Origin of the sequence: Bacillus sp. FSL R5-0576 (assembly GCF_038004765.1) — a bacterium.
Taxonomy (GTDB): Bacteria; Bacillota; Bacilli; order Bacillales; family Bacillaceae; genus Bacillus; species Bacillus subtilis.
Genome location: NZ_JBBORU010000001.1, coordinates 1,938,246 through 1,950,767, shown reverse-complemented (window position 1 = coordinate 1,950,767; position 12,522 = coordinate 1,938,246). Strand labels below are relative to the sequence as shown.

Annotated in this window: 16 protein-coding genes; 11 read left to right on the top strand and 5 right to left on the bottom strand. The window is 41.5% G+C overall.

The features are described from left to right. Nucleotides 1-68: 68 nt before the first annotated feature. A complete protein-coding gene (locus tag NX903_RS09700; RefSeq protein ID WP_086343939.1) occupies nt 69-1,046 on the bottom strand; it encodes a S66 family peptidase in 978 nt (325 codons plus the stop codon). A 63-nt stretch (nt 1,047-1,109) separates the two neighbouring features. Next, nucleotides 1,110-1,607: an N-acetyltransferase gene (locus NX903_RS09695; protein ID WP_024573291.1), complete on the bottom strand. Its 498-nt coding sequence runs from the start codon at nt 1,605-1,607 to the stop codon at nt 1,110-1,112. Nucleotides 1,608-1,777: 170 nt separating this feature from the next. On the opposite strand from NX903_RS09695, the gene NX903_RS09690 reads away from it, so the two are divergent. Continuing rightward, nucleotides 1,778-2,560: a VLRF1 family aeRF1-type release factor gene (locus tag NX903_RS09690; protein ID WP_086343938.1), complete on the top strand. Its 783-nt coding sequence runs from the start codon at nt 1,778-1,780 to the stop codon at nt 2,558-2,560. Nucleotides 2,561-2,696: 136 nt separating this feature from the next. After that, complete coding sequence (locus NX903_RS09685) at nt 2,697-3,233, top strand: DUF420 domain-containing protein (protein WP_003231280.1); 537 nt, start codon at nt 2,697-2,699, stop codon at nt 3,231-3,233. Nucleotides 3,234-3,322: 89 nt separating this feature from the next. Here NX903_RS09685 and NX903_RS09680 read toward each other — a convergent pair whose 3' ends face one another. Next, entirely contained in the window at nt 3,323-4,000 is a 678-nt protein-coding gene (locus tag NX903_RS09680; RefSeq protein ID WP_003231283.1) for a lysozyme family protein, read from the bottom strand. A gap of 193 nt (nt 4,001-4,193) precedes the next feature. Here NX903_RS09680 and czrA point away from each other — a divergent pair, with 193 nt between their 5' ends. Further along, the gene (gene czrA / locus NX903_RS09675) at nt 4,194-4,517 is read left to right on the top strand and encodes a Zn(II)-responsive metalloregulatory transcriptional repressor CzrA (RefSeq protein WP_003231284.1); all 324 of its coding nucleotides are present in this window, start codon (nt 4,194-4,196) and stop codon (nt 4,515-4,517) included. A gap of 26 nt (nt 4,518-4,543) precedes the next feature. Here the strand turns inward: czrA and csk22 are convergent, their stop codons facing one another. Next, nucleotides 4,544-5,089, bottom strand: a complete 546-nt coding sequence (gene csk22, locus NX903_RS09670) for a mother cell-specific sporulation protein Csk22 (protein WP_042976022.1) — start codon at nt 5,087-5,089, stop codon at nt 4,544-4,546. 206 nt (nt 5,090-5,295) lie between these two features. Between csk22 and NX903_RS09665 the strand changes: the two genes are divergently transcribed. From NX903_RS09665 to csaA, 7 genes are all read left to right on the top strand, one after another. Then, on the top strand, nt 5,296-6,237 hold the full coding sequence (locus NX903_RS09665; RefSeq protein WP_086343937.1) for a helix-turn-helix transcriptional regulator: 942 nt from the start codon (nt 5,296-5,298) through the stop codon (nt 6,235-6,237). A gap of 53 nt (nt 6,238-6,290) precedes the next feature. Next, nucleotides 6,291-6,773, top strand: a complete 483-nt coding sequence (locus NX903_RS09660) for a GyrI-like domain-containing protein (protein WP_086343936.1) — start codon at nt 6,291-6,293, stop codon at nt 6,771-6,773. A 76-nt stretch (nt 6,774-6,849) separates the two neighbouring features. Further along, nucleotides 6,850-7,551: an MBL fold metallo-hydrolase gene (locus NX903_RS09655; RefSeq protein ID WP_086343935.1), complete on the top strand. Its 702-nt coding sequence runs from the start codon at nt 6,850-6,852 to the stop codon at nt 7,549-7,551. A gap of 6 nt (nt 7,552-7,557) precedes the next feature. Continuing rightward, complete coding sequence (locus tag NX903_RS09650; RefSeq protein WP_086343934.1) at nt 7,558-8,133, top strand: TetR/AcrR family transcriptional regulator; 576 nt, start codon at nt 7,558-7,560, stop codon at nt 8,131-8,133. Between the two features lie 77 nt (nt 8,134-8,210). After that, nucleotides 8,211-8,954, top strand: a complete 744-nt coding sequence (locus tag NX903_RS09645; protein WP_033884020.1) for a GNAT family N-acetyltransferase — start codon at nt 8,211-8,213, stop codon at nt 8,952-8,954. Nucleotides 8,955-8,968: 14 nt separating this feature from the next. Beyond that, nucleotides 8,969-9,694 (top strand): AraC family transcriptional regulator, encoded by a 726-nt coding sequence (locus NX903_RS09640; RefSeq protein WP_085187529.1) that lies wholly within the window; start codon nt 8,969-8,971, stop codon nt 9,692-9,694. 64 nt (nt 9,695-9,758) lie between these two features. Next, complete coding sequence (gene csaA / locus NX903_RS09635) at nt 9,759-10,091, top strand: chaperone CsaA (RefSeq protein ID WP_085187532.1); 333 nt, start codon at nt 9,759-9,761, stop codon at nt 10,089-10,091. Nucleotides 10,092-10,338: 247 nt separating this feature from the next. Here csaA and NX903_RS09630 read toward each other — a convergent pair whose 3' ends face one another. Next, nucleotides 10,339-11,775 (bottom strand): flavin monoamine oxidase family protein, encoded by a 1,437-nt coding sequence (locus tag NX903_RS09630; RefSeq protein ID WP_144486661.1) that lies wholly within the window; start codon nt 11,773-11,775, stop codon nt 10,339-10,341. 128 nt (nt 11,776-11,903) lie between these two features. Between NX903_RS09630 and NX903_RS09625 the strand changes: the two genes are divergently transcribed. After that, the gene (locus tag NX903_RS09625) at nt 11,904-12,461 is read left to right on the top strand and encodes an SMI1/KNR4 family protein (RefSeq protein ID WP_144486659.1); all 558 of its coding nucleotides are present in this window, start codon (nt 11,904-11,906) and stop codon (nt 12,459-12,461) included. Nucleotides 12,462-12,522 lie beyond the last annotated feature (61 nt).

The following is a 12,522-nucleotide window of genomic DNA, read 5'->3' as shown; positions in this document are numbered from 1 at the left end:
TGTCATGTCTCGTGCGGCATGCATAACCGATTGCGCTAAAAAAGCTTGTAAAAAAATTTACAAGCTGATTAATGCTTATCAATCCATATTCGTGATGTGCCCGAAATAGCTTCAATCCTGCATGTTCCTCCTATAGGGAACGTGGCAATTGGCGAGGTATGTCCGGCATTTATATTTGCGATGATCGGGATGCCGGATAATTCTTTTTTTGTTTCGATCATGGCTTTTACAAGATCCATTGATACGTTTGATGCTTTCTGAAATCTGCCGATCAAAATCGCCTTTACATGTGAAAAAGCGGGGAGGTGGATGAGTGATTGCAGATCGCGGTCAAACATGTGGATGTCTGACATATAATCATCTTCAATCAATAAAATAGTATGTTCTGTTTCAGGAAAATACTCCGTTCCCTGCAGCAAATTAAGCGTGCATAAGTTTCCGCCAATTAAAGTGCCTTCCGCATAACCTTCTTGGATTACAACAGGGCCGTTATTAGGATAAAAACGCCTGTTTTCTTGATCCAAAAACCAGCGGTCATCGCTCCACTCACTTGAAGGAAGAATTTCAAACGGGTCGTCCGAAGCGCAGCAAGAAAGAAAATACTCCTCTGTATAATCGAGTCCTTTTTTCATTGCAAATGTTGAGAAGTGGGGACCTGAATACGTAACAAGACCCGTTTTTTGATAAATAGCGTTGCAAAGAGCGGTTATATCGGAATAGCCGCACAGAATTTTTGGATGTCGTTTGATTTTCTCGTAATCAAGATAACGCAGCAGCTGATTTGAATTAAATCCTCCGAGTGTCGTTAAAATCGCTTTGACGCCTGGATCAAAAAAGGCAGCGTGCAGATCTTGGACTCTTGACTCGATAGAGGATGAATCAAATTCGTTACATTCATTTGCGTGTTCAGCGATGGTTACCCGATAACCTAAGCGTTCTAACGCCGTTTTTGCTTGGATTTTTGCTTCATTTGATAATATAGACATGCTGGTCGCGGGAGACACGATCCGGATTTCGTCTCCCATTTTCAGTTTTGAGGCGTACATAGAACCCTCCATCAATGGTTTTATACCATTACAGCATATCTTGGCTCTTTCTTCCAGACTTTTTTACAAATCAACCCACTTAATGCTGCCGGATTGGGTATCATGATCGATACATACTTTGAATTGATGTTTTTCATAAAAGTGAATCAGCCGGTCTACATGATTCCAATCCCGTTTGGCGATGTCTCCTGTGACTTTCGGTATATTGTGGTCTCTTGCTATATCTTTTAAATATTTCATGCAAATGGAACCAAACCCGTGATTCGGAGGGCCTTTTATATCGCCTATATGAATGGCATCGTCCTTGTAAGACGCTACAAGTGAAAAACAGCCTTTTCCTCGGTAAGCCGTTTTACAATCAGTTAGCATAATTTTGCATGTTTGGCCATCATCAATCGAGGAAACAATCATCCATTCTTCATTGTTCGATTGATCAATACCAAGCACTTTGGCATCTTTAGATAAATCCTTCATATTCTCCTGCATGCGATAAATTTGAAATTCTAAATCATTTAATTCCTCTTCAAGCTCTTGACGATTTTTTTCTTTAATAGTAAACAAGATCAAACTCCTTTCAAAAATCAGCTTAGAAACACAGTTACCAATTGTATTAGAAGAGAGGCGTATTGTAAACAACAATTCCATTATTACTAGAAATTAGCGGAAAGTCAGGTTTGATCGTTTTTAAGAGAGGAAAAAGAAAACTAACCTGTGAAAAAGGAGGAATCAGAATGGCGATTGATTCATTGATTAACAAATTACAGTATGTCCAATTGGAACCGCCGGATAAAATTCTCTCCCTGTATCTCAATACAGACATGAGAGATCCAGAGCAGCAGGGGGGAGAATGGAAGATTGCCCTAAAGTCAGGATTCAGCCGATTAAAAGAGTATTTGGCAGTTAGTGATCCAGAGGAGGAAAAGTGTCTGGATGGAATCAGGGCTAAAATGAATCAATACTTGAATGCAATAGGAAAAGACATGCCCCGCAGTCTCGTGTTTTTTGTTTCCGACAGCGGCATATGGGAGCCTATTAAGCTTCAAGTCCCTGTAGATACAAGATTTTACTGGGAAGAAACAGCTGTCCTGGATCAGCTAAAGGGTTTGCGCCAGACATACCCAAGTACGGCGTTTATTTTAACTCAGCAGCATGAAGTGAAAATTATTGAAACCGTTTTAGGGAAAATTGAGGCGGTGGAGTGTTATGAGTATGATATGATCAATGAATCTTGGAAGAATTGCCATTCAGCTGTAGACAAAGCGGCACGATTTGAAGAGAACCGGATGAGGGAACATGTAACAGAGAACCAATCGAGACTGTATAAGCGGCTGGCTGCCAGCCTTGATCAAAAAGCTGCCGCGAAAAGATGGGAACGAATGGTTATCGCCGGGGATAAAGAAACGGCCGATATCTTGGATCAGCATATGAATAAACCCATTCATTCGAAAATTCAAAAGAACCTGCTGAATGAAAATGAACATAAGGTCATTGAACATTTGATAAAAGAGGCGTAAACCTAACAGGCCGGGGCTAATAGCCTCCGGCCTTTGAAGTGTGTCTAATTTCTGACGAAGCAATCGAAACCGTTGACATCTTCTTTGAATTTGCATACGATTTGGATAGCCAGTACAAATTAGGAGAGGTCACCAAATGAACCAAACAGAAAATAAACCGAAAAATTACACGGGAATTGTCCTTACGCTGACAGTTCTGATTAACGGTTTAATCGCAGTGCTGTTTTTTATGCCTAAATTAGATCAGTTCAGCCATGCGAATATTCACATTTTGCCAATGCTGAATGCGATATTCAACAGCTTTACGTTTATCTTCTTATTGGCCGCGCTGATTATGATTAAACAGAAAAATATCAAAGCTCACAAACGCTTTATTTTGGCCGCATTCACAACAACTTTACTATTTTTGATTTGCTATGTGACGTACCACTCGATTGCGGAAAACACGCTTTATGGCGGAGAAGGAATTATGCGCCCGATTTATTTCTTTATTTTAATTACACATATCTGCCTTTCTGCAATTATTGTGCCGCTTGCGCTGTTTACGCTGATCAGAGGCTTCAGCATGCAGGTAGAGCGCCACAAAAAAATTGCGAGATGGACAATGCCTCTATGGCTGTATGTAAGCCTTACAGGCGTTATTGTATATTTGATGATTTCACCGTATTATTAAAAGCCATACTCAGTATGGCTTTTTTTACGTGTAAACATGGCAAAAGCCCAAATTCATTTTTGGGCTTTTGTCAGTAAATTGATAGACTCTTATTCATGAGCCTTGGATTCCATGGTTTCAAGTGTTGCAACCTGCAAAGATTCTTCAACAGTTTTTGTTTTTTCTTTTACTTTTTCTGCATACGTATAATCACCGTAGCAATACGGATAGCGGAAATTTTTCGCATTTCCCCCGCAAGTATACAGATCAGGATTTTTTTTGACTTGCTGCTCGGAGTATTGTTTTGCCAATTCCTCAGTATGCGTTCCTCCATGTTCAGCTACAAAATCAATGTAACCTGCCCCCATGTTGTAGCTTTGAATAATGGTATCCAAATCCACGCCTTTTTCCTTACCGGTCTTGTACATGAGGGTAAATTGCTTGATGCCTTGTTTAACACTGAGTTGAGGGTCTGTTATCTCATTGCGTTTTAACCCCAGAGATTCAGAGGACTGCATGGGATCATTGCCTTTTCCTTTTGACTCCTGATACATCATGCCTAATATGAGTGATGTATAATTAGAGAGTCCTTGGCTTTCAAGCTCTTCTTCCACCAAGGGTTTGTAATCGGTTAAACGTTCTAAAACAATCGTTTTCGTATCGATCGGAAGTTTTTTGATTAAATCCCGGTTGAAAAAAAGCAGGACCAATAAAAAAGAGGCGATGACAAAGACAAAAATCATCATAAAACCCGCAGCAGCGAAACAGCCTTTTCTCTTTTTCTTCACTGTGTTTCACCCTCAATGTTTGGAGCAGTATGACCTTTTTTATTATGACATAAGACGGTATATCAGACCAAGTAAAAACCTGATTTGAAACATAAATTTAAACTATGAGATTGAAATGGAATACAAGCAGGCTGGTTTGCACTCAAGCGCATTTGTTATAAGATAAAACTATGAATAAAGAAAGGTGATACATATGACTGAATTTAGAGAAACGGAACAATCGGCTGCTGATCTGGACGAGGAGACGCTGTTTCTAGTCGCGCAAACATTCAAAGCGCTTTCTGATCCTACCCGAATCAGGATTCTCCATTTATTGTCCCAGGGTGAGCATGCAGTAAACGGAATTGCAGAAAAGCTGAATTTACTGCAATCCACCGTGTCCCACCAACTTAGATTTTTAAAAAATCTTCGACTTGTCAAATCGCGCAGAGAAGGAACATCGATTTATTACTCTCCGGAGGATGAACATGTTTTAGATGTTCTTCAGCAAATGATCCATCATACACAGCATGATTGAAAAAGACATCCTTGCTTAACTCGCTGCTAGCGGGCAAGGATGTCTTTTTCTTTATTGTGTCCGTGCTGTTCGAGTTCGTTTCTGCTGAGCTTGATGACAAAAGAAGAAAAACCGATATAATAAACGGCTATCAGAAAAAAGACGCCTATTGTCAGAGGGTCCGTTCCGATTGACTGACTGTAAGATCCAAGGCTGTTTAGATCAGGCGAGGTAAGATAAAGCTCTGTCACTCGATATAGAAATCTTGACAGGAATAAGGTTAAGAGAATCATTTCTACCCAAATATGAGTCCGAAAATAGATCTTTCCTCTGCGTTTTTCAAAGGAGATGTTTTTCTTAGCGAAAAAGACAAGGAGCCATCCGCCAAGAATGCCCAAAATGAGATATCCATATAAAAAAGGGTGAATGGCGCTGAAGATTGAAAGGCCAAAAGCAAACAGCGAGAAAAGAATGACGCGGGTGAACAGCCAGCGGGGCTTCAGCGGCTGGTATCCGATGGACCTTTTAATTTTTTTATACAGAAAAAAGATGATGATCATGGCAGGATAAACGCTCTGAAAAGTAAGATGCATGATGTGAAATCCCCTCCGTTGAGAAGTGTATGCTTATCCGGTTGGAAATAGTAGCTGAAATAAAATACTGAACACAAAAAAGAAGGGGAAACCCCTGTTTTCATAGCATATGCGAGGTGTATTCCGCCGCATAATAGATATGCCCAAGCTTTATCAAAATGTTATGATTGTTTTGTTGGAAAATACAAGAAGAAAAGGTGCGCAGAATGAAACTGGAACGTTTGTTAGCGATGGTTGTATTATTGATCAGCAAAAAACAAGTGCAGGCTGCAGAGCTTGCTGAGCTGTTTGAAGTATCTGTCAGAACAATTTACCGTGATATTGAGACGATCAATAGGGCTGGTATTCCGATTGTGACCTCACAGGGTTCCGGGGGCGGAATTGGCATCATGGAAACGTATCGGCTTGAAAGAGAGTGGCTGAAGGAGGAGGAATTGTTTGCAATTGCTTCCGCGTTGCAGAGCGTTTCATCTATGTATGAACCCGTTTCTCACAGCACAGCCTATCAAAAAATCAAACACCTTATACCTGAGCAATCTGCTCAAGCATTTAAGCACCAAACAGAAAAATGGTTTATTGACATGACGGCTTGGGGCCATACTGAGGATCAAAAGACGCTGCGCGAGAAAATAAGCGCTGCCATCGATCGGTTGTCAACGATATCTTTTACATATACAAGCGCAAGCGGGGAAACACTTCTTCGTGAAACTGAACCTTATACATTGGTTTGCAAGGCGGGGCACTGGTATTTATACGCTTATTGCTTGGTGAGAAATGATTTTCGCTTATTTAAACTGAACCGGATGAAAGATCTGGCCATCTTACATCAAACCTTTATCAGAAAAGACATTCAGCTGGATACTTTGCCATGGGATAAGAATTGGTACCAGAAGGGCCGTTTAACTGAACTGGTTATTCTTGTTCAGCCGGCAGCACGTCAGCGTATAGGTGAATGGTTCGGATATGATGTCCTTCACTGTTGTGAGGAAGATGAAATCTGCCGGGCAGTGATTTCACTTCCAGAAGATCAATGGCTGATCGGTTTTTTGCTCCAGTTCGGAAAGGATATTGAGGTTCTGCAGCCTCTTCATATACGGGATAAAGTAAAAGAAACCATTCATCACATGCAAAAAATATATGAAACCTGACACACTGCTGTCAGGTTTCTTTGTCTATAATCTTAACAAAAGGAGGAGATCGTATGGGCTTTTCACATATAACACACTTAGACCGGAAACGATTTGCCGGACTGTCACAACGGACAAGCAACGCACTGGAAATGACGGAAGAAAGGAGGATTCCGGCACTGTGGGATCAATTCTGGAAGCAGGATATGAGCGCTCTTTTATCACAGGCTGAAAAAGACAAGAGCATTATTGCCTTATATTCGAATTATGAACAAGAGACGAATGGGTTTTATACGTTTTCAGTCGGAACGTTTCAGGAACACAGCAGTACTCTTCCGGAACCATATGAAAACATTAATTTGCCGGCTTCCGCTTACGCCGTTTTCACTTCCAGAATCGGCCCTATTGAAGAGATTGTGCTTGAAACGTGGAAGGAAATTTGGACTTGGGATAAGCGGCATCTGCGCACGTTTACAGGTGACTTTGAGATGTATGATCAAAGTGCCGCAGTGCCACAGCGAGCACAAGTTAACATTTATGTAGCGATAAAAAAATAATAAACTCTTGATAAACTAATGGTGTTAGTTAATAATAAAACTAACACCATTAGTTTTTGTTAGGAGGAATAAAAAGATGAGAATTACTCAGTACCAAACGGTTTGGCAGCTGACTTTTTTTCCAGCATTGTTTCCGGTTAATTGCTATTTAGTAGAGGAAGAAAACGAAGTCACCCTTATTGATGCCGCACTGCCAGGCAGCTATAAAGGGATTATTCAAGCTGTGAATCAGCTTGGAAAACCGCTTCAGCATATTTTACTGACTCATGCACATGGGGACCATGTCGGATCACTGGATACATTGGCACAAACATTTCCGCATGCAAAGGTCATGATCTCGGAACGGGATTCATTCTTGCTTCAAGGTGACACATCCTTGCGGCAAGATGAGCCGCAGACGCCTATAAAAGGAGGTATTCCGAAACACATACAAACAAAGCCTCACCAACTGCTGACGGGCGGTGAAACAATTGGTTCCCTGCTTGCCATTCCAACACCGGGCCATACACCGGGCAGCATGTCATTTCTTGATACAAGAAACGGCACTTTAATAGCAGGAGATGCGTTTCAGTTGCGCGGAGGAATCGCTGTTTCAGGCCAGATAAAATGGACGTTTCCTTTTCCCGCTTTCGCTACATGGAATAAGGAGGAGGCCATCAAAAGCGCACAATTGCTCGCCGATAAGGCGCCTTCCTGTCTCGCTGTCGGACATGGAAAATTCCTGCGATCACCTTCAGAGCGGATGAGACAGGCGATCCAAAAAGCAAAGAAAGGATGATGAGCAATGTCACCGAGAATAGGTTTGACCAAAAAAATGATTGTAGACACTGCAGCGGAGATTGCCGATCAGGAAGGGGTAAATGGTGTCTCACTTGCGGCACTTTCTAAAAAAATGAATGTGCGCCCCCCGTCATTGTATAACCATATCAACGGGCTGCAAGCGATCAGAGCAGAACTTGCTGTCAGAGGACTGACAAAGCTTTTTGATCAAATGGCGGACTCCGTAACCGAACGAAAGGGAGATTCCGCTATGCTTTCTTTAGCTCATGCATATGTTGATTTTGCAATTGAAAATCCCGGATATTATGAAGCGGCTCTGCTTAAGGTTCAGGACAAAAGGGCGGAAATCGTCTCTGACCAAATTGTCTGTCTTGTGACGAAGCTGTTCATTGAAAACGGCTATGCAAGTGAAAAGACTGCCATTCATGCGACAAGGGGGCTCAGAAGCCTGCTGCATGGCTTTACTGCTTTAATCGCAAAAGAAGCATTTGAACGTGAGGAGGACATTTTAGAAAGCCTGTCATTTTCAATTAGGACATTTTTGTCAGGATTATTAATAAACAATAAAAATATTATGTAAACAAATAAATGGATGTCTTATATTTCTGAATATTGTATAATATCAAGGGAGTATACATAGGGGAGAGGCATTATGCAATGGATGACATTCACAAGATTGAACGATTAGCGGCAGCTTCATGGCCGGCTTATTTTCAAAAAAGCATAGGGCAATGGCTTCTCAGAGCGAATTTTGGCGTAACCAAAAGGGCAAATAGCGTATGGACGTCTGCGGATATGCCTGAAGGGGATTTTCAGCTAGAGGCCGAACTTTTTTATCAAAGTTTAGGCTTACCTGTTTGTTTTCATATTAGCAACGCATCACCGAAAGGGCTTGATGACGCATTGGCAGACAGCCGTTATGAAAAGGTAGACGAGTGCTTCCAGATGACAGCGTTGTGCCGGTCAATTATGAGCCGAACAAATGACAACAGCCGATTTACATACAAGTGGGAACAAGAGCCATCATCTGTTTGGATAGATGAATTTATTCAATTAGAAGGGTTTTCACCCGAGCGTCACAAAGGTTACAAACACATTTTCGAACGCATGCCGCCGTGTAAAACTTTTTTCAAGATGTATGACAAAGAAAGCCTGACAGCGCTTGGCACGGTTTCTGTCATTGATGGTTATGGCGGACTTAGTAATATCGTTGTAGCTGAGGAGCACAGAGGAAAAGGGGCAGGAACCCAAGTGATCAGGGTGTTGACTGAATGGGCAAAAAACAACGGAGCGGAACGCATGTTTTTACAAGTGATGAAAGAAAATCTGGCGGCAGTTTCTTTATATGAAAAAATCGGATTTTCGCCTATATCGGAACACCATTACCGGATTAAAAGATGACCAAAGGAAGGGGGTTGCTGATGGATTCGCTTCAAGAGATGATTTGCGAAAAACGGACATACACACGCCTATATCATTCACATAAGCACGCGTACAGCCAATTTCTTTTTCCGCTTGAAGGGAGTATAGATCTTGAGACTGAGGGGCGCCAGGTGAAATTAAATCCGGATCATTTTTTATATATTCCGCCGCAGTGCGAGCATCGCTTCCGTTCTATCGGAAGAAATGAATGTCTTGTACTGGATGTTCCGCTTCATGCAATGAAAATTGATGAGTTTCGTGCAGGATCGGGAATTGAAGCTGCACTCGATCCTTTCTGGTCTTCGATCAGGTACTTGCTGACAGAGGAAGCAAAGGCCGGAACAGCCAACTCGCTTCATATGCTAGTACAATACATAAAAGAAAAGCTTCAATCCCATAGCTATGCCTCAATTGCATACATTCACAGCCATTTATTTGAGCGGCTGACGATTAAGAAGCTGGCAGAAATCGAGCATTATCACCCAGCTTACTATTCAAGCTGGTTCAAAAAACAGACAGGGAAGTCCCCGCAGAACTATATTGCCGACCTTCGCCTTGAGGAAGCAAAACGAATGCTGATGGAGAGAAATGAAACCCTTACCTTCGTGAGCGGGGCGCTGGGCTTTCAAAACCTTTCTTCTTTTACCAGATGGTTCACAAAAAGGACAGGAATGCCGCCCCGCCTGTATCGAAACACCTTATATTCAGATAAAAAATAATGGCTATTTGGTTAAACGAATCTTGAATATCTCCTTTACAATAGGAGAAAAAGGAGTTATTGATATGGCAGTCATTGAAAACTTTGAGAAATTGGATATCAGAACGGGAACAATTGTAAAAGCGGAAGAATTTCCTGAAGCAAGAGTACCGGCAATCAAGCTTGTAATAGATTTTGGGACTGAAATCGGCATAAAACAATCGAGCGCGCAGATCACGAAGCGTTATCAGCCGGAAGGTCTCGTCAACAAGCAAGTCATAGCAGTCGTGAACTTTCCGCCCCGCCGGATCGCCGGATTTAAATCGGAAGTCTTGGTCCTCGGCGGCATACCCGGCCAGGGCGATGTCGTCCTTTTGCAGCCGGATCAGCCTGTTTCAAACGGCACAAAAATCGGATAACACAAAAAAGACGTTTGCCTAAGGCAAACGTCTTTGCGTATTGAGGCGATGCACCACACGCCACATTCGTGTGTGCCATAAAGGCGTGTACATCGGCTTACACAATTCAGCTCATCGCTATATGAATATAGCATGGAGGGCGAAGGAATGCAAGGATTACTTTGTTTTTGTGATTGAATTTGTCCGTCTAATCAAGATCTTATTATATGAAATGTAATAATCTTTTAGTACAGAAGGTGAGCATGATCTAAGGTAAGCGATTGACCTCATAAGCAACACGTATTCCAGATTCAATCGCGCCTTGCATCCACGCATGAGTGAGTGAGGCGTGTTCTCCGGCGAAATGAACTCTGCCCTCAGGGACAGGAATATAGGGATACAGCTCTAATTCTTGTCCTGGTTCGAAAGCTGTAAAACCTCCCGCAGAATACGGGTACTGGCTCCAGCTAAAAGAAGTGCCAGACACAAATTCAGACCACACAATATCACCATAGATTTCAGATAAATTCAGTAAAGTATACTGGATTCGCTCTCCTTCTGAAAGACTGTCCCATATCAGTGCCTCATCAGCCCAAGTATAACTGGCCAGAATGACGGCATGTCCATTTGCTCCAATATTTCTGCTTGGATAATACGAAAAACGAATCGGTAGATCAGTAATAGATTTGCCGCCGCGCTGCCCGGCTTTTTCCCAAAATCGGCTTTTAAACTCTATGCCGATTTTTGTTGCACTGATATAGTTTAGCTCACGGATTGCCCTCCGTTTATAGTACGAGAATGAATGGTATGGTTCGACTTTTACAAATCGCAATGTTGAAAAAGGAATGGTTACAATAGCGAGATCAGCTGTGAATGATGTGAATTCTGCCGTTTGTTGATGCTGACAATGGATCGTAACACTATTTTCACCCTGAGACATTTTCATCATTTTTTGATGGTATAGAATGTTTGTTTTTAATTGAGGAAGAAACGCGTGAGGCAGCAGATCCATGCCGCCGGTTATCTCATAGAAGTGAGCGGGCGATGAAAAAAAGATAGATTCCCGCAATACTTCAACAAGGGACATCCCCATATACGCTTCCATATCCAAAAGTACACCGATCATATCGATCGCGCCATATGAAAAATACGTGTTTAAAAAAGAGCTTAACGAATAATTTTTGTATTGTTCTTCGACAATCCGCCAATTTCTCGCTGGATTTTGATTGATAAAATTTAGAATAGGCTGCAGTAAAGAAAGCATCAGCTCTTCAGACGTTTTCCCTTGTTCATGTGGTGCAACTGGGTATCTCAATATTCCAGGAGCTCGTTCAAAAACTTGGAGACGTGTTTTGATTCCATTTGCATAAATGATGTCCATAGGGGTTCTATTGATAAATACATTTGTTGGCAATTTGAATTTTTTTATATATTCTAAGGTTAACGAATGGTTATTCGGTATGCGCATCGGGCCAGCGTTAAAATACAAATCATCACTAAAGGGAGCTCTCAAAGTGCAGACACGGCCGCCCGCTCTGCCGCTCGCTTCGAGAATCGTTACTCTGTGACCGGCATTTTTCAGCAAAGATGCTGATACAAGCCCGGACAATCCAGCTCCTACAACAAGAATATGCTTTGGATGCTGGGATGCGCTAAGGCCATTTCTAATGATCTTTACCATGTCATCATTCATTAGAGAATTCAATTTTTGGAGGCACCTCTTTTTAGAATTTATTGCATTATATTCATTGAAAAGAGCGCCTATCACGATCTGTCCACAACTTTTGGAGTTTGAAAGGGTTATTGTTAAAAGGAAATAAAGGGGTGATGTATGTGACTAACTTTGTTCATAAGACGGTAAATGGCTTGAAAAGTCTTTTAGATGAAAAAGGAGCCATTCAATTGTTTTGTTCTGAAGGAGATACCATGGAATGCCTTGTTACTTTTTCACCGGACAAAGCAACCCTTAACGACATTCAAAGCTTTGAAGCTAAACATCAGATTACCCTTCCAGAGGATTATCAGAAGTTCATGACACTGCATAACGGCGCGAAAATTTTTGAGATTCTTTCTGATGGGGAGAATATAGGTGGAGGACTTCAGCTATTTAGCCTTGAAGAGATTGAAGAGGAGTTAAAATATGAGGATTTGTTTGAAGATATCAATGGTATTCCAATTGGCTACTTATTGGAAGAATGCCATTTAATGATCGATAAAGATAAAGTGAACGAAGGTGATCCCAACTATCTCTATATATTTGAAAGTGGTTTAGAATATAATCCATTAAATGTAAACTTTGAAATATTTTTAGACCGGTATATATTGGCCAATGGGGAACCTTTTTGGGATTGGCGCTACTATACCGCAGAAAATGATTATAGAACAAGATAGTGTGTGATGTATAAGACAGTCATTTTGGCTGTCTTTTTCTGTTATTCAAATAGATTACTGT